This window comes from Psychrobium sp. 1_MG-2023, assembly GCF_030689115.1.
Taxonomy (GTDB): domain Bacteria; phylum Pseudomonadota; class Gammaproteobacteria; order Enterobacterales; family Psychrobiaceae; genus Psychrobium.
On record NZ_JAUYVJ010000021.1, the window covers coordinates 21706 to 39341 of the forward strand.

Consider the following 17636-nt stretch of genomic DNA (forward strand, 5'->3'; position numbering starts at 1 on the left):
TGCTGATAAACAAGATTAGTTCTCGGCTGGTAGGGAGACAAAGTACCCTAAAAGCTGTTGTAATCTTGCCGTTTTATCTGGCTTAAGAGGATCGAATTTTAACCCATAAAGCTCGATGCCACCTTGACCATGGTGATGGTTTTGCACGGTAACGGGTAAAACAACCGGCTCAATATCTAACTCTTCAGGTAAAGCGAACTCAATATTGATATGCGCGCCATCATCAAGGCATGATGAGCAACATTCTAGTTGGAGTCCACCCATACTCATGTCAATGACAGAGACTTCCATAGGTTCATTCTCTGGAATTAATAATGTGGCGGAGGCGTCTTTTATCTTAATACGATTATAATGACGGAATTGTTCAAATTGAATATGGCGAGGGTAGGTTAAATGTATATAAGGATATGGAGCAGAAGCAATATGCATAACACCAGCCTTAAAGGCGCAAGCTTTAGCGTTCGATAAAAAGTGAACAATCACTTCTTCGCCAGCAAGTAAGCTATTTTCTTCCCCACCACAGTGAGAACTGGGCTTAGTCAAAATGATACTTTTATCTTTTTTATAGCCTATAAAGTTAGCCCTATATTTTCTTTGAGATATAGTGGTTCTAAGTAAAACACTGGTTCCAACCAAGTCACCTAATTCATCGATATTCACAATAGCCCTATTAATAATAATTTAAGGTAAAGAGGATTGTAACATTAGCGATAGCTAAAGTTGGTGTTGTAGTTTGTAATTTAGACTAAACCTGACGTAAATCAATTCAAGAAAAGAAAAATATTCATTGATTCAAGGTTTTTATCAAATAATCAGACAAAGGGATGAATAAGTATTTTTTATAATAGCCAAATTACCCTGGTATTAAATTTATTTTATCATTGAGTTAGAGGGTAATAATTAAGTTAAGTTAAGTTAAGTTAAGTTAAGTTAAGTTAAGTTAAGTTAAGTTGTGCTCTTTTTAGCACGCATAAATTGCAGGTTGTGATAATGGACAAGAATAAAGTGTCTACACTACTTAGAGAGCTTACAACGCTAAAAATACTATCAACTAATCTCGCGATGAAATACAAACTATAGTGCTCTGGCGTTTAACTTGTACTGAAATTTTTAATTAGTTAAATAAAAAGGCCCCGTTTTATTTAGATAAAACGGGGCCTTTTATATACGGTCAATCTAAGAGTGTATTAAGAAATACGCTTGTATTTAATACGGTGAGGGTTAGCTGCTGCTTCACCGATGGTTTCTTTTAACCATTTCTCATAATCGGTGTATGCGCCTTCGAAGAAGTTGATTTGACCTTCATCACGGTAATCTAAGATGTGAGTCGCGATACGGTCTAAGAACCAACGGTCATGCGAGATAACCATGGCACAGCCAGGGAACTCTAATAAGGCATCTTCTAATGCACGCAGTGTTTCAACGTCTAAATCATTGGTTGGCTCATCAAGCAGGATCATATTACCGCCCGCTTTTAAGAGCTTAGCTAAATGAACACGGTTACGCTCACCACCAGACAGCTCACCAATACGTTTTTGCTGATCGCTGCCTTTGAAGTTAAAGCGGCCCACATAAGCACGTGATGGGATTTGGACATTACCAACGGTTAAGATGTCTTGATCTTCGGCGATTTCTTGGAAAACAGTGTTGTTTTCATTCATATCATCACGGAACTGATCAACACTTGCGCAAACTACGCTTTCACCAAGAGTGATTTCACCTGAATCAGGTTGCTCTGCACCCGTAATCATTTTAAATAAAGTCGACTTACCTGCACCATTGGCACCGATGATCCCAACAATAGCGCCTTTTGGAATGCTAAAGCTTAAGTCGTCGATTAATACACGACCATCAAATGACTTTTTCAGGTTAGTCACATCAAGCACTTTATCACCTAGGCGTGGCCCCGGTGGAATAAATAGCTCGTTTGTTTCATTACGCTTTTGGTAATCGTTGGTGTTAAGCTCCTCAAAGCGAGCCATACGCGCTTTACTCTTCGCTTGACGGCCTTTAGGGTTAGTACGTACCCACTCTAACTCTTTGGCTATTGAGCGTTGACGTGCTTTTTCTTGTGATTTTTCTTGTGATAAGCGGGCATCTTTTTGTTCTAGCCAGCTTGAGTAGTTACCTTCCCAAGGAATACCTTGGCCACGGTCAAGCTCTAAGATCCAGCCTGCAACATTATCTAAGAAATAACGGTCATGGGTAATTGCCACAACAGTACCCGTATAATCATGTAAGAAGCGCTCTAACCAAGCCACTGACTCTGCATCAAGGTGGTTGGTTGGTTCATCAAGTAACAGCATGTCAGGTTTTTCTAGTAAGAGGCGACACAACGCAACACGGCGGCGCTCACCACCAGAAAGAACACCAATTTTTGCATCCCACGCTGGCAGGCGAAGTGCGTCAGCAGCACGCTCTAAAGCATGGTCTAAGTTATGACCTTCTTGCGCTTGGATTAATGCTTCTAACTCTCCTTGCTCTTTAGCAAGGGCATCAAAGTCAGCTCCTTCTTCTGCGTATTCTGCATAAACCTGATCAAGACGGGTTAGGGCGTTTTTCACTTCAGCAAACGCTTCTTCTACTGATTCTTTAACGGTTTTTTCATTATCAAGAATAGGTTCTTGAGGCAGGTAACCGATGCGAATATCGGCTAATGGGCGTGCTTCACCTTCGATATCGGTATCAAGACCAGCCATGATTTTTAGCAGAGTTGATTTACCTGCACCATTTAAACCAAGCACACCGATTTTTGCACCAGGGAAGAAACTAAGAGAGATATCTTTAAGAATATGACGCTTTGGCGGTACCACTTTGCCAACACGGTTCATTGAATAAATAAATTGAGCCATTGGATAATCCTAAAATTAATGAGCTGATAATTATGCCCATAGTGTAAACAAAAAAACGCAATGGCGATATGGCTAACATGCAATAGCTCTTGGTAAGGGCAAGAAGCAATTCCCTTAATGTTGTTAAGTAAAAGTGCCCTTAATAGCAGATTTGATTTCGCCCATTTCTTTTAGCTTGATATAGTAACTCATCGGCTTGCCTATACATCTCTTTTACCGAGGTTGTTTTTTCTTTGTGCCCTTTACACTGTAAGCCCATAGAAACTGTGATAAAACGGTCGGAACCATTTGTTTGATGAGTGAGGTTAACTCTTTCTATATTAGACTTTATTTTCTCGGAGAAACTTATCGCACTTTGATGAGTATCAGCGTTAAAAATAACTCCAAACTCTTCTCCACCTAATCTAAAGCAGTAATCGCCGTGACGGGATAGCGAGCTATTAAGTGCTGCACCAACGCTTTCAAGAATACGATCACCTTCTTGGTGGCCATAAGTATCGTTGAATTCTTTAAATAGGTCGATATCAATAATAAGGAAGCAAATTAAGGTCTGATGTTGCCTAGATGCGTTAATTGCTGACTTAAATATAGATTCAAAATTACGACGGTTTAAAATACCCGTTAATGTATCTGTTGATGAAATTCGTTCTATTTCAAGTTCTAGTTTCTTTGAGCTGGTAATGTCAATATGTACACCATTCATTCGCAATGCACTCCCTTTACTATCACGGGAGGTTACTTTTCCTATGTCATGAATCCAGTGCCACTGACCATCACCAAATTTCATACGGAAAATAGCGTCATAGACTGGGGTTTCGCCATTTAGGTGTTGGGTAATTAATGCTGATGTTTTTTCTAAGTCATCGGGGTGAACAATCGAAGCCCATTTGGATAGGCCACCACTGACCTCTGAAAAGTCTTTAGTATCTACCCTATAGTCTGAATCCTTGTAGCCTTTTTGAGTGACCCAGGTCTTATTAGCTAGAATCCTCTCTTGCTTTGGATAAAAATCCCAACATCCAACGTTGGCGCTAGTCACTGCGTCATTGAGACATTTAATGCTTTCTTGTTGCTCTTTCTGTAATTGCTCAAGACTATGCTGTTTGGTGATATCCTTTAAGGTGCTGGCGATGCAATTATCTTTAGTTTTCACCAGTGTCATCTCAAATAGCAGTGCTCCGCTTTGGTAGGTAAAGAAAATAGGGGCTGTGTCAGGGGTGTTAACACAAGTCAAAAAGAGTTGCTTGAGTTCTGCGTTTTCATCAGCTGTAAAGAAGTTAAATATAGATACCGACCTTAACTCATCACGTGAAATGTCGCGATAGATTAACTCTCGATCATTGGCAAATAGGTATCGCCCATCAATTGGTGAAAGCTTTGCTATTCCATCAGGTTGACTGTTTAATAGTTCAAGTAGCTCAATAGGCGTCATAGTGCCCTCAATTTACTAGTTAACATTATCTCTCCTTATGGCTAGTCATGAGGCTATATAATTGCTTCACAGCTTTCATTTTGTTCAGTTCATATCTCTATCAATAATGACCGTACTTGAGACGTTTAAATTTCTTATTGTTGTTAAATTATTGTTTATATACTATCCAACAATTGAGTATAAAGTAAGTGTTCCCAGAGCGGTTTAACATAATTTTGTGTGCGCTGTTTTCAAAATACCCATCTAGTGTTAAAAATACGGAGGGTTAGGTGTTGAGTTATAAATTGAGCTGACTTTAATTAAAGAGGGGGCTATCAGGGAGGGGGTGTATTGCCCCACAAACAAGAAACAATTAATTCAGCACTTTACAGCTTTATCTTATAAGCTTTCATTCTGGGGATACTGACTATTACAAGAACGAATCATTGATTGCATTATGCACTTTTTATTGTTCAAGATAACAAAAGTGGTATCAGGAAAAATGGACTCGTTGTAAGGCAACAAAAGTTTGATAAAAGTCACAGATATGGCTAGGATTTAGCCGTCTAGACATGTAGAATACCCGAAATTTTTTTAATTTATTAACGCTATCAGTGGAGCCTATAATGCTTAAACGTGATATGAACATTGCCGATTTCGATCCAGAATTGTTTGAAGCAATTAACCAAGAAACGACCCGTCAAGAAGAGCACATTGAGCTTATTGCTTCTGAAAACTATGCTAGCCCGCGTGTTTTTGAAGCTCAAGGCTCTCAGTTAACCAATAAATACGCTGAAGGCTACCCAGGTAAACGTTACTACGGTGGTTGTGAGTACGTTGATAAAGCTGAAACATTAGCAATTGATCGCGCAAAAGAATTATTTGGTGCTGATTACGCTAACGTTCAACCTCACTCAGGTTCACAAGCTAACTCAGCGGTATTCTTAGCTTTATTAGAGCATGGCGACACGGTATTAGGCATGAGCCTAGCACACGGTGGTCACTTAACTCACGGTTCACACGTAAGCTTCTCAGGTAAACTATACAACGCTAAGCAATATGGCTTAGATGAAGCGGGTGATATTAACTACGCTGAAGTTGAAGAGTTGGCTTTAGAGCACAAACCAAAAATGATTATTGCTGGATTCTCTGCATTCTCTGGTGTCGTTGATTGGCAACGTTTCCGCGATATCGCTGACAAAGTAGGTGCTTACTTATTCGTAGATATGGCTCACATCGCTGGTCTAGTAGCTGCGGGTCTTTACCCTAACCCAGTGCCAGTAGCTGATGTTGTAACTACAACAACACATAAAACACTTGCTGGTCCTCGTGGTGGTTTAATCCTTGCGCGTGAAAATGAAGCGGTTCAAAAGAAATTGAACTCTGCTGTTTTCCCTGGTGGCCAAGGTGGTCCATTAATGCACGTTATCGCGGCAAAAGCGGTAGCATTTAAAGAAGCATTACAACCAGAGTTTAAAGCATACCAACAGGGTGTGTTAGATAACGCTAATGCAATGGTTGAAGTATTACAAGAACGCGGTTATAAAGTTGTTTCTAACGGTACGTCTAACCATTTGTTGTTACTTGACCTAATCGATAAAGACATCACAGGTAAAGATGCTGACGCTGCTTTAGGCCGCGCCTTCATCACAGTAAACAAAAACTCAGTACCAAACGATCCTCGTTCTCCGTTTGTAACTTCTGGTCTACGTTTAGGTACACCTGCAATTACGCGCCGTGGTTTCACTGTTGCTGACACTAAAGCCCTAACTGGCTGGATCTGTGACGTGCTTGACGATATCAATGATGAAGCAACGATTGCACGTGTTAAGCAAAATGTACTAGAAATTTGTGCTCGATTACCTGTATATGGCTAATCATTTGCATTAATTCCAGATATAATGGCCGCCTTTGCGGCCTTTTTTATGCTTGATGCCTCTATCTAATACTATTAGCCTAATTGGGTTGCTTTGAAAGTAGTGGCTGATAAATTAGTTTAATTACCTAAGTGGCTTTGCGCGTTAATAAGTAAATTAAACGGGCTATTTAGGTGATTAATTTAAGTTTAAAGGTGATTTATGCACTGTCCTTTTTGTCGTACTTGTGAAACGAAAGTAATTGATTCAAGGCTTGTATCGGATGGGCATCAGGTAAGAAGACGACGCCAGTGTTTACAGTGTCTGGAACGTTTTACTACGTTCGAGCAGGCTGAATTGGTGATGCCAAAAATAATAAAAACAACTGGCTCACGTGAACCTTTTGATGATGAAAAGTTACGAAGCGGTATGGCTCGTGCATTAGAGCGTCGCCCAGTGGGAGTCGATGAAATCGAGAACTCATTACACCAAATCAAATCCAAGCTAAGAGCGACTGGCGAGCGAGAAGTATTATCGACGTTGGTTGGTAATTTAGTGATGGATGAATTAAAACGCTTAGACAAAGTAGCTTACATCCGTTTTGCGTCCGTCTATCGTGCGTTTGAAGACGTTGAAGAGTTTGGCAAAGAGATTGCGAAACTAGACAATAACTAGATTGAAGTGCTGGTGAATAGGAAAGGTTTATGAGTTCTAAGTGGTCATCTGTTGTCGATATTGAATTTATGCAGCAAGCTATAAACTTGGCAAAGCTTGGGCGTTATACCACAACGCCTAACCCAAATGTTGGCTGTGTTCTCGTCAATGACAACCAAGTTGTTGGTCAAGGCTACCATCAAAAAGCAGGACTTGGCCATGCTGAGGTTAACGCTTTGGCGCAAGCCGGTGAATTAGCTCAAGGAGCCACAGCTTATGTAACATTAGAGCCATGTAGCCACTTTGGGCGAACACCACCCTGTGCTCAAGGGTTGATTGATGCGGGTGTTGCTAGAGTTGTGATTGCAATGGTTGACCCTAACCCGCAAGTAGCTGGCAGAGGCATTAAAATGCTTGAGGCCGCAGGCGTTAGCGTGACATCTAATGTGCTAGAGGCACAGGCTCGCGCATTAAACCCTGGCTTTTTGAGCAGAATGGAACGTAAACGCCCATTTGTTCAAGTTAAACTAGGGTCAACGCTTGATGGATGCACAGCGTTGAGTCATGGACAGAGTCAGTGGATAACCAGTGCCGATTCACGTGTGGATGTACAAGCATTTAGGGCACAAAGTTGTGCTATTTTGACCGGTTCAAACACCGTTTTAGCAGACAACCCAAGCCTCAACTTACGTTGGGATGAACTTGGTAAAGTCAAAAGTAGTATTACTGAGCAGCAATTACGCCAGCCAATCCGAATTGTTCTCGACAGCAAAAATCGAGTCAAACCAAGTCATAAAATGATTTCAATTGAGTCTTCCATTTTATTAGTTCGTCGAACACAGGATGCCTTATCGTGGCCTAGTCATGTTGAGCAGTTAGTGATTCCAGGACAGGGAGCTATAGATTTAACACAACTGATGAGTGTGTTAGCTAAACGCGATATTAACCTTGTATGGGTTGAAGCAGGGCAGACATTATCTGGTGGCTTGCTCGAAGCAAATTTAGTCGATGAGATTATTATCTATCAAGCGCCAAAGTTGATGGGCTCAAATAATAAAGGGCTGTTCTCGATGCCGAGTGTTCAGGGGATAGAACAGTTAGTCGATTTAACGATCAAAGATTTACGTATGGTTGGGCAAGATATACGTGTTATTGCCTCACCACAAAGGAAGCAAAGTTAAATGTTTACTGGAATTATAGAAGCGGTTGGTACGTTAACCCAGCTCAAACAGCAAGGTGGTGATTACCATGTTGAAATTCAAACAAACTCTTTAGATATTAGTGACGTGAAACTCGGTGATAGTATTGCCAGTAACGGGGTGTGTTTAACCGTTGTAACGCTAAATAAAGACAGTTTTTGCGCTGATGTATCTAATGAAACCGTTAGCCTCACTGGTTTTACACATTACAAGGTTGGTCAGTCGATTAACTTAGAAAAAGCGCTAACACCAACGACACGTCTTGGCGGGCATATGGTGAGTGGGCATGTTGATGGGGTAGGCGTTGTTGAGCGTATCCAAGCCAATGGCCGTAGCACTGATTATTGGATTAGCGCCCCACAAGAATTAATGAAGTATATTGCTTACAAAGGCTCAATTAGTGTTGACGGTATTAGCTTAACCGTCAATGGGCTTGAAGACTCGAGTTTTCGCTTAACTATCGTGCCACATACCAGTGGTGAAACAACTATTAGTCAATTTGTTGTTGGCAGCAAAGTTAATCTTGAAGTTGACCAAATTGCTCGTTACCTCGAACGGTTAATGTTAGGGAACCAATCTGAGCAAAAGAAAGATATCAGTATGGATTTATTAGCACGCAGTGGCTTTCTTAAGTAAGAATCAAAAAAATTTATAAATAAAATGTTTTTACCCTTGAATTTAACGGTATTAAACACATGTATATTATTACTCAGCTTGCCAAATCCATTGGCTTGCACAAACGTTAAGGCTTTATCATGGCATTAAATACGATTGAAGAAATAATCGAAGATATTAAGCAAGGCAAAATGGTTATCCTGATGGATGACGAAGATCGTGAGAATGAAGGTGATTTAATCATTGCAGCGGACAAAATCACGCCGCAAGCGATTAACTTTATGGCAACTCATGGCCGTGGCTTAATTTGTTTAACCTTAACGAAAGAACGTTGCGAACACTTGAATTTACCTTTAATGGTCGATGCCAATAAAGCACAATTTTCTACAAACTTTACTGTATCTATTGAAGCTGCGACTGGGGTTACGACTGGTATCTCAGCCGCTGATCGTTCACGCACTGTTGAAGCGGCAGTTAAAGGTTGCGCAGCAGACATCGTGCAACCGGGTCATATCTTCCCATTGATGGCACAAGATGGCGGCGTATTAACGCGAGCAGGTCACACTGAGGCAGGTTGTGATTTAGCGCGTCTTGCTGGTTCTGAACCTGCTAGTGTGATTGTTGAGATTCTAAAAGAAGACGGCACTATGGCGCGCCGTCCTGATTTAGAAGTCTTTGCTCAAGAACACGATATTAAAATGGGCACAATCGCCGATTTAATTGAATACCGCAACGCTAACGAAACAACGATTGTTAAAGAAGCGCAGTGTAAATTACCGACTAAGTATGGTGAATTTGATTTAGTAACCTACCGAGACACTATTGACGATGAGTTACATTACGCAATGGTCAAAGGTGATATTAACCACGAAAACGAAACTAATGTACGTGTTCATTTACAAAACACCTTCAACGATTTGTTAGCCAGTGAGCGTGCACAAAACCGTAGTTGGCCACTTGATAAAGCGATGCAACGTATCGCTGAGCAAGGTGGTGTATTAGTGTTACTGGCTAATAACGAATCAAATGACAATTTATTAGCCCAGTTACGTGCGTTTGAATTAGAAGATAAAGGTGAAAAGCCTGTTGCGGCTAAGTGGCAAGGCACTTCACGCCGAGTGGGTGTTGGTTCACAAATATTAGCGGATTTAGGCGTCGGTAAGATGAACTTATTAAGTTCTCCTAAGCGCTACCATGCTCTTTCAGGCTTCGGTCTTGAGGTTGTAAATTACATTAGCGAGTAATAGTCGCAATCCTGCGTTTGTTTTGCTAACGGAAAAATGATGACGATGACAATAAAGTGATCGTCATCATTATTGTTTCTACAGAATGATAATGCGTTTTGGCTAGTGCCTGTGTTATCATTGCCGCACTTTTTTGGCGGCTTCTCCAAATTAAATTCTTTATAAGGTCAAATCATGAAAATTATTGAAGGTAATCTTCAGGTTACTGATGCCAAGGTGGCAATTGTTGTTTCACGCTTTAACAGCTTTATCGTTGACTCTTTAGTGTCTGGTGCAGTTGATACGCTAGTACGTACTGGCGGTATGAGCGAAGATGATATCACTATCGTTCGTGTACCTGGTGCAGTAGAGCTACCTGTTGCGACACAAAAAGTGGCAGCTAAAGGCGAGTTTGACGCAATTATCACGCTAGGTGCGGTAATTCGTGGTGGCACACCTCATTTTGATTTTGTTGCCGGCGAATGTAATAAAGGCTTATCACAAGTTGCTATGCAATACAGTGTACCAGTGGCCTTTGGTGTTTTAACTACAGACACTATTGAACAAGCTATCGAACGTGCTGGCACTAAAGCGGGTAACAAAGGTGGCGAAGCGGCACTAAGTGCCCTTGAAATGATTAATGTAATGCGTCTACTAGACGCATAATAGGAAGTAAGAAAGATATGAAACCATCTGAACGTCGTAAAGCCCGTCGCCTTGCCCTGCAAGCGATTTATTCATGGCAGCTATCTGGCAATAACGTTGGCCTGATTGAGCATGAATTTTTGACAAATCAAGATATCAAAGGGGTTGATGTTGAGTACTTCCGCGCGTTGCTAACGGGTGTCGCTCATTCTTGTGTTGAAATTGATGATGCTTACCGCCCATATTTAAGCCGTAACGCGGAAGAGGTGGATCAAATCGATCGTGCTATCTTACGTTTAGCTACTTATGAGTTAAAAGAGCAGCAAGATACGCCATACAAAGTGATTATTAATGAAGCAATTGAACTTGCAAAAGCTTTTGCAGCAGATGATAGTCACAAATTTGTTAACGGTGTTTTAGATAAAACTGTTGCTCGTATTCGTAAACTAAAATAGGCCTTATACCCCATGGCTTGTGGTGAATTTGAGCTTATCGAACGCTATTTTAGCAATCGACAAGCTCAACGTTTTGACGTTGTAAAATCAATCGGTGACGATTGCGCACTCCTTGAACCTATTCCAGAACAGCTTGTTGCTGTGTCGACTGACACCCTTGTTTGTGGTGTGCACTTTTTTGCAGATATGCCTGCTCATGCCTTAGGTTATAAGGCATTAGTAGCTAATCTCAGTGATCTTGCTGCAATGGGGGCAAGCCCAAGCTGGGTTTCTCTTGCGTTAACACTGCCTGAAATTGATGAACCTTGGTTAGCTGCCTTTAGTGAAGGCTTCTTTAAAGCTGCTGACTATTATGGTATTGAGCTAATTGGTGGTGACATTACCCGTGGTCCATTGAGTATTACTCTGACTGTGCAGGGCCAAGTGCCAAAAGGCCAGCAAATAACCCGTGATAAAGCTCGGATTGGTGATTGGGTTTGTGTTACTGGTCAATTAGGTGATGCAGCACTTGCACTTGAGTCGCTATACCAACGAACTGAATTGCCTAGTGAGACGTTAGAGCCAGTGCTAAAACGCTTATACTACCCAACCCCACGATTATTGGCTGGGCAAGCATTACGCAATATTGCATCATCGGCGATTGATCTTTCTGACGGCTTAGCCTCAGACCTGAAGCACATTGCTAAACAATCGGGTTGTAAAGCAATTGTTGATGTCGGGAGCTTGCCCTTATCCGCGCAACTTCGTGATCATGTCACTAGTGAGCAAGCATTAAAACTTGCACTTAGTGGTGGTGAAGACTATGAATTGTGTTTTACTGTATCTCCACAAATGTTAGGGAGTGTTGAAACGGCGCTTAAACATACCAATACCACATTTACGTGTATTGGTCAGATGCAAACTGGTGAAGGCATTGAGTTTAGACTCGATAATAAGCCAATTAGCGATACATTTAGAGGCTTTGTTCACTTTTGAAACATCAAGATCCTGCATTAGCAAAATTATCTTTAGCAAACCCATGGCACTTTCTTGCGTTAGGTTTTGGCTCTGGCCTTGCTCCTAAAGCGCCGGGAACTTTCGGCACGTTGGCGGCATTACCGTTGTATTTTTTGATGATGGACTTGAGCTTATTTAGCTTTGTCATCATTACGATAATCATTACTGTCGCTGGTTTTTGGATCTGTGACAAGACCGCTAAAGATATGCAGATTCATGATCATGGTGCGATTGTTTGGGATGAGGTTGCCGGAATGTTGATTACCTTAATTGCTGCACCGGTGAGCCTTACTGCAGTGATTGTTGGTTTTGTGTTATTTCGCTTTTTTGATATTTTAAAGCCTTGGCCAATTAAGCTACTTGACCGTCATGTTCATGGCGGCTTTGGCATCATGATTGACGATGTGTTAGCTGGTGTATTTGCGGCGCTTTGTCTGCAAGGTATTCATTATTACATTTGGCCATTAGGTTAGGAGTAGCCAAATGAATCGACCTAAGACGCATTATTTATTCGTTTTATTAGTTGCTGTTTTCATTGTGCTAATGGTAATGAATATTCTCCCATTTCCTTTATTAGTCGTGATGCTGCTAGTGTCATGGTGTGCCCTCGCACTTATCATTATGCTAATACAGCGCATCGCTACGGGTCGGAACTATCGTTCTAAACAATAGTACTCACCCGCTATTAATCTCTCTAGGTTCGTATTGTTGGATTAAGATTTATTTGCTAGCTTGTTTATATTAGTTCATTAAACTGGACTGTCATTAGCAAGGAGCAGTGAATGCAGCAGAAGAATAAATCCTCTAGCAACCTAAGCCGTTTAGTTTTAATCGCTACTCTGTTCTCCCTTTTTGTCATTGCCTTAGGTGCTTATACGAGGCTAGTGCATGCTGGGTTAGGCTGTCCTGATTGGCCTTTGTGTTATGGTCATTTATGGGCTCCAGTTGAAAGTGCTGATATTATCAAAGCTAACCTAGCATTTCCTGATGCGCCAGTTGATCTGTCTATTACGTGGCCTGAAATGACTCACCGTTACCTTGCCACTAGTCTTGGCTTATTTTGCATTGCAATCGTGCTTTTATGTTACCGCGAAAAAAAACGAATAGGGCAGGCGCCACTTAAACATAGTGTATTGTTGTTGTTTTTTATTATACTCCAAGGCTTGTTTGGAATGTGGACCGTTACTTTGAAGCTCTGGCCTCAGGTAGTAACTACTCACTTACTTGGTGGCTTTTTTACTTTTAGTTTGCTGTTGTTATTGTGGTTACGGCTCAATAAAAGGGTGATTATTAGTGGGGAAAGCAATGTAGTTAGGGGTAAACATAAAACACTCTGTTGGTTAGCTTTGGCGGCCTTGCTAATCACATTATTCCAAATTGGTTTAGGAGGCTGGACTACGTCTAATTATGCGGCCCTCGCTTGTACTCAACTCCCCTGGTGTGACTTATCACATTTAGACTCTAATGATTTCAGCCAAGCTTTTAATGTATTCCAGCAAGTGGGGCCAAATTATTTAGGCGGCCAACTGGATGCTGGTGCACGTATTGCAATTCATATCAGCCATCGCATTGGTGCAGTTTTAGTCACAATAGTGATTGGCATATTGCTGATTAGCTTAGTTAGAGCGAGGTACTATCGCCTAGTTTTAGGTTTAGCGGGGCTGCTGTTTATTCAGTTGAGTCTTGGCTTAGCCAATGTCTATTTTTATTTACCGCTCTTTAATGCTGTTGCTCATAATGTAATGGGTGCCATATTATTTGGTGGTTTAGTGGGTACTAACTATTATTTGTGGAGTAAGGCAGCAGGTGAAGAGTTAAAGCGATAAAAATAAAAAGCGACGAATCATTAAAAGGGGGAAATGATTCGTCGCAAAGAGAGCGTTTGTGTACTTGTTGTTCTTATTATTGAAACTGGTATTGTTTTGCCTTTAAATTTGTTCTCTTTCAAATATTGATTGAGCTAGTGAATAAACGCTGGACCAATGCCTGAGCTCCAGGCAAAAACGGTTAAGCCAAGCATACTCACTAGAAACACTAACCCTACTGTAACTAAGCTACTGGCATAAATAAAACCACGCTCTTCATCGATTCCCATCACGATAGGAACACCGGTATAGAGCATATACACTGAGTATGCGATACCTGCTAAGCCGACACACATGACAAACCAGAGCTCAGGGTATAATGTTGCAAAGCCAACCATATAAAGTGGTGTTGCGGTATATGCCGAAACTTCTATGCCTTGAACATGGCTCGGATTTGCGCCAAAACTATGGGCCATCCAGTGTGCCATTAATCCTAATGCAATGACACCACCGACGAGTGCACCATACATTAGCATGGCCATTGCCAGAGCACTTTGTGGCGTTAGTTTAATGAGTTCTCCTGCACCGATGCTCCAACCAATATGCACTGATGCGATATAGGAACAGACTGTTGGAATTAATGCGATAAATAATGTGTGAGTTATAGAGTTGATTAAAGACTCATGGCGATCTGCAATGGTCTTCCATTCTTGTTTCGGGTGTGTATAGATGCCCCAAATATGCGATAAAATCATGTTGCCACCTTGTTTTAATTGATTAAGTACCTAACTACCTGTTAAATCGTTAATTAAAAACACTCTAGATACCGACCTTTAAGAAAAATCCATTAAGAAAGATCTAGGTTAGCAATCATCGCTTATTTATCTACAGCACAGCCCTCATCCTCGTTAAGCAACTTTATCGCTAACAGTGTCCTTTATATTTATCGGTTAATTTTCACACTAATGCAAGTGTTAAACTAATTAATTAGCAAAATAAGCTTGACATGATTGTTTTTTATCGAAAATTATTTTTCATTTTTTGGGTGTTTTTTTTGCATTTTGAAAATAGCTTCTATACTTAGGGTTATATCGTTTGGATATAAATGATTGACAGTAAACGATCCTGTGCAGAACTGAGTTATTTGGGGTGATGTTTTAAGACTCTACTCTGCGATTTTATCAAAGAAGATAGGGTGAGTTCGTGCATAAATTAATCTCAGTAGCTGTGCTGAGCGCGATGTCGTTTTTAGCCACAGCGAGCGGCGGAAGTCCGTTCAACTTAACAACAGGTGTCACCGATATTAGTCATCGTGTTTACGACTTGCACATGACTATTTTGTACATTTGTATTGCCATAGGGGTGGTTGTTTTTGGTGTAATGTTTTATGCCATTATCAAACATCGAAAATCTAAAGGGGCAACTGCAGCCCAATTTCATGAAAGCACCAAAGTTGAAATTATTTGGACTATTATTCCATTTGTTATTTTGGTCACAATGGCTATTCCTGCAACGAGCACATTGATTGAGATGGAGGATAACTCTCAATCTGATATCACCATTAAAATTACTGCATCACAGTGGAAATGGCACTATCAATATTTTGAACATGATTTTGGTTTCTTTAGCTTATTATCAACACCCAGTGAACAAATCTCTAACCAAGCGCAAAAGAGTGAAAACTATTTGCTGGAAGTAGATAAGCCTTTAGTCATACCAACTGGAAAAAAGGTTCGCTTTTTGATCACTGCCGATGACGTGATTCATTCGTGGTGGGTGCCTGCGTTTGCAGTAAAACAAGATGCAAATCCGGGCTTTATTAATGAGGCTTGGACGCGTGTTAATGAGCCGGGGATATATCGCGGACAATGTGCTGAACTTTGTGGTAAGAATCATGGTTTCATGCCAATTGTGGTCAAAGTGTTACCGCAAAACGAGTACGATGCGTGGCTTAAAGAGCAACTTGCCCAAGTTGAAGTTGCCAAACAAGCTGAAACGAAAGCATTGGCCTCGACACTGACTTATGAAGAATCAATGACGCTAGGTAAACAAGTTTACTTAGCGCGCTGTGCTATGTGCCATCAACCAAATGGCCAAGGCATTCCAGGTGCATTCCCCCCAATTAAAAATAGCCCGATGGCTCTAAATGATAAGCAAGCTCATATTGATATTGTGTTACATGGCAAGGCTGGTACTGCTATGCAGGCATTTTCAAATCAGTTGACTGCGAAAGAGATTGCTACAGTTATAACGTATGAAAGAAATGCTTGGGGTAATGATACTAAAGACGTTATTCAAGTCAGTGAAATAATAAATAGGGAGGTTAAATAATGAATACGGCGACAACGACTCCTGAACAACATGGCGCTGAACACCACGACCATAAACCAAAAGGTTTAATGCGCTGGGTTTTAACCACAAATCATAAAGACATTGGTAGTTTGTATTTAGGCTTTAGCTTTTTAATGTTTTTAATTGGTGGGGCGATGGCTATGGTCATTCGCGCTGAGCTATATCAACCCGGGCTACAAATAGTTGAACCTAACTTTTTCAACCAGATGACAACAGTTCATGGTTTAATTATGGTGTTTGGTGCGGTGATGCCTGCATTTACTGGCTTGGCTAACTGGTTGATTCCAATGATGATTGGAGCGCCTGACATGGCGCTGCCGCGAATGAATAATTGGAGCTTTTGGATCTTGCCAATGGCGTTTTCAATTCTGCTTGCTTCATTGTTTATGGAAGGTGGTGGCCCTAACTTCGGCTGGACATTTTATGCACCACTTTCAACAACCTACTCTCCTGATAGTACGGCATTGTTTGTTTTCGCTGTCCATATTATGGGGATATCATCAATTCTTGGTGCCATTAATGTTGTAGTGACTATTGTTAATATGCGCGCACCGGGGATGACCTATATGAAGATGCCACTCTTTGTATGGACTTGGTTAATTACCGCGTTTTTACTCATTGCGGTGATGCCTGTGTTAGCAGCAACAGTAACTATGGTACTCACTGATAAATATTTTGGGACGAGTTTCTTTGCAGCAGCAGGTGGCGGTGATCCAGTATTGTTTCAACACATTTTTTGGTTCTTTGGTCACCCGGAAGTATATATAATGATTTTACCTTCATTTGGTATTATTTCTGCAATCATTCCAACCTTCTCTCGCAAGAAACTCTTTGGCTATTCATCAATGGTTTACGCCACGGCGTCGATTGCGCTGTTATCTTTTTTAGTGTGGGCGCATCATATGTTTACCACGGGTATGCCGGTTGCCGCAGAACTGTTTTTTATGTATTGCACTATGCTTATTTCAGTGCCTACTGGAGTTAAGGTGTTTAATTGGGTTGCTACGATGTGGCGAGGCTCGTTGACCTTTGAAGTGCCAATGCTGTTTGCGATCGCTTTTATTGTGTTGTTTACCATCGGTGGCTTTTCGGGGTTAATGCTTGCCATCACCCCGGTGGACTTTCAATACCATGACACTTATTTCGTGGTTGCACATTTTCATTATGTGCTGGTTACTGGTGCTATATTCTCTATTATGGCAGCGGCTTATTATTGGCTGCCGAAATGGACGGGGCATATGTATCACGAGGGTCTGGGCAAACTGCATTTTTGGGCATCCCTTATCTCCGTTAATATTTTGTTCTTCCCGATGCACTTTTTAGGTCTTGCTGGGATGCCGCGCCGAGTACCTGATTATGCGCTGCAATTTGCAGACTTTAATCAGTTAGTTAGCATTGGTGGCTTCGCCTTTGGTTTATCGCAACTGATCTTTTTGGTTGTGGTGATCAAATGTGCTCGTGGTGGTAAGCCGGCTCCAGCTAAACCGTGGGAAGGTGCAGAAGGCTTGGAGTGGGAGATGCCATCGCCCGCGCCTTATCACAGTCATACCACACCACCTATTGTGAAGTGATC

17 protein-coding genes are annotated in these 17636 nt (G+C 41.2%); 13 read left to right on the forward strand and 4 right to left on the reverse strand.

The features are described from left to right. Positions 1-15: 15 nt before the first annotated feature. The 3 genes from Q8W26_RS11705 to Q8W26_RS11715 all read right to left on the reverse strand — a co-directional run bounded on the left by Q8W26_RS11705 (position 16) and on the right by Q8W26_RS11715 (position 4284). Positions 16-660, reverse strand: a complete 645-nt coding sequence (locus tag Q8W26_RS11705; protein ID WP_101214846.1) for a flagellar brake protein — start codon at positions 658-660, stop codon at positions 16-18. 527 nt (positions 661-1187) lie between these two features. Then, a complete protein-coding gene (ettA, locus tag Q8W26_RS11710; RefSeq protein WP_101214845.1) occupies positions 1188-2852 on the reverse strand; it encodes an energy-dependent translational throttle protein EttA in 1665 nt (554 codons plus the stop codon). 139 nt (positions 2853-2991) lie between these two features. Continuing rightward, positions 2992-4284 carry a diguanylate cyclase gene (locus tag Q8W26_RS11715; RefSeq protein ID WP_101214844.1) on the reverse strand — a complete coding sequence of 431 codons (1293 nt, stop codon included), beginning with the start codon at positions 4282-4284 and terminating at the stop codon, positions 2992-2994. A 605-nt stretch (positions 4285-4889) separates the two neighbouring features. Here Q8W26_RS11715 and glyA point away from each other — a divergent pair. From glyA to Q8W26_RS11770, 11 genes are all read left to right on the forward strand, one after another. Beyond that, positions 4890-6140, forward strand: coding sequence for a serine hydroxymethyltransferase (gene glyA / locus Q8W26_RS11720; RefSeq protein WP_101214843.1), 1251 nt, complete (start codon positions 4890-4892; stop codon positions 6138-6140). Positions 6141-6341: 201 nt separating this feature from the next. After that, entirely contained in the window at positions 6342-6794 is a 453-nt protein-coding gene (gene nrdR, locus Q8W26_RS11725; RefSeq protein WP_101214842.1) for a transcriptional regulator NrdR, read from the forward strand. 29 nt (positions 6795-6823) lie between these two features. After that, on the forward strand, positions 6824-7954 hold the full coding sequence (gene ribD, locus Q8W26_RS11730; RefSeq protein ID WP_101214841.1) for a bifunctional diaminohydroxyphosphoribosylaminopyrimidine deaminase/5-amino-6-(5-phosphoribosylamino)uracil reductase RibD: 1131 nt from the start codon (positions 6824-6826) through the stop codon (positions 7952-7954). Further along, complete coding sequence (locus tag Q8W26_RS11735; RefSeq protein ID WP_101214840.1) at positions 7955-8608, forward strand: riboflavin synthase; 654 nt, start codon at positions 7955-7957, stop codon at positions 8606-8608. It abuts the gene before it with no gap. Between the two features lie 119 nt (positions 8609-8727). Beyond that, positions 8728-9831 carry a bifunctional 3,4-dihydroxy-2-butanone-4-phosphate synthase/GTP cyclohydrolase II gene (ribBA, locus tag Q8W26_RS11740; RefSeq protein ID WP_101214839.1) on the forward strand — a complete coding sequence of 368 codons (1104 nt, stop codon included), beginning with the start codon at positions 8728-8730 and terminating at the stop codon, positions 9829-9831. A 174-nt stretch (positions 9832-10005) separates the two neighbouring features. Next, positions 10006-10476, forward strand: a complete 471-nt coding sequence (gene ribE, locus Q8W26_RS11745) for a 6,7-dimethyl-8-ribityllumazine synthase (RefSeq protein WP_101214838.1) — start codon at positions 10006-10008, stop codon at positions 10474-10476. Between the two features lie 17 nt (positions 10477-10493). Further along, the gene (nusB, locus tag Q8W26_RS11750; RefSeq protein WP_101214837.1) at positions 10494-10910 is read left to right on the forward strand and encodes a transcription antitermination factor NusB; all 417 of its coding nucleotides are present in this window, start codon (positions 10494-10496) and stop codon (positions 10908-10910) included. A gap of 12 nt (positions 10911-10922) precedes the next feature. Continuing rightward, the gene (gene thiL, locus Q8W26_RS11755) at positions 10923-11885 is read left to right on the forward strand and encodes a thiamine-phosphate kinase (RefSeq protein WP_101214836.1); all 963 of its coding nucleotides are present in this window, start codon (positions 10923-10925) and stop codon (positions 11883-11885) included. Beyond that, positions 11882-12379 carry a phosphatidylglycerophosphatase A gene (locus Q8W26_RS11760; RefSeq protein ID WP_101214835.1) on the forward strand — a complete coding sequence of 166 codons (498 nt, stop codon included), beginning with the start codon at positions 11882-11884 and terminating at the stop codon, positions 12377-12379. The genes thiL and Q8W26_RS11760 overlap by 4 nt, the downstream gene beginning before the upstream one ends. Positions 12380-12389: 10 nt before the next feature. Then, positions 12390-12578: a hypothetical protein gene (locus tag Q8W26_RS11765; protein WP_101214834.1), complete on the forward strand. Its 189-nt coding sequence runs from the start codon at positions 12390-12392 to the stop codon at positions 12576-12578. Between the two features lie 110 nt (positions 12579-12688). Beyond that, the gene (locus Q8W26_RS11770; protein WP_101214833.1) at positions 12689-13732 is read left to right on the forward strand and encodes a heme A synthase; all 1044 of its coding nucleotides are present in this window, start codon (positions 12689-12691) and stop codon (positions 13730-13732) included. Between the two features lie 134 nt (positions 13733-13866). On the opposite strand, the gene Q8W26_RS11775 is transcribed toward Q8W26_RS11770, so the two are convergent. Continuing rightward, a complete protein-coding gene (locus tag Q8W26_RS11775; protein ID WP_101214832.1) occupies positions 13867-14466 on the reverse strand; it encodes a Yip1 family protein in 600 nt (199 codons plus the stop codon). Positions 14467-14914: 448 nt separating this feature from the next. On the opposite strand from Q8W26_RS11775, the gene coxB reads away from it, so the two are divergent. Both coxB and ctaD read left to right on the forward strand, forming a co-directional pair. Then, the gene (coxB, locus tag Q8W26_RS11780) at positions 14915-16042 is read left to right on the forward strand and encodes a cytochrome c oxidase subunit II (protein ID WP_370694279.1); all 1128 of its coding nucleotides are present in this window, start codon (positions 14915-14917) and stop codon (positions 16040-16042) included. Next, complete coding sequence (ctaD, locus tag Q8W26_RS11785; RefSeq protein WP_101214831.1) at positions 16042-17634, forward strand: cytochrome c oxidase subunit I; 1593 nt, start codon at positions 16042-16044, stop codon at positions 17632-17634. The genes coxB and ctaD overlap by 1 nt, the downstream gene beginning before the upstream one ends. Positions 17635-17636: the final 2 nt, after the last annotated feature.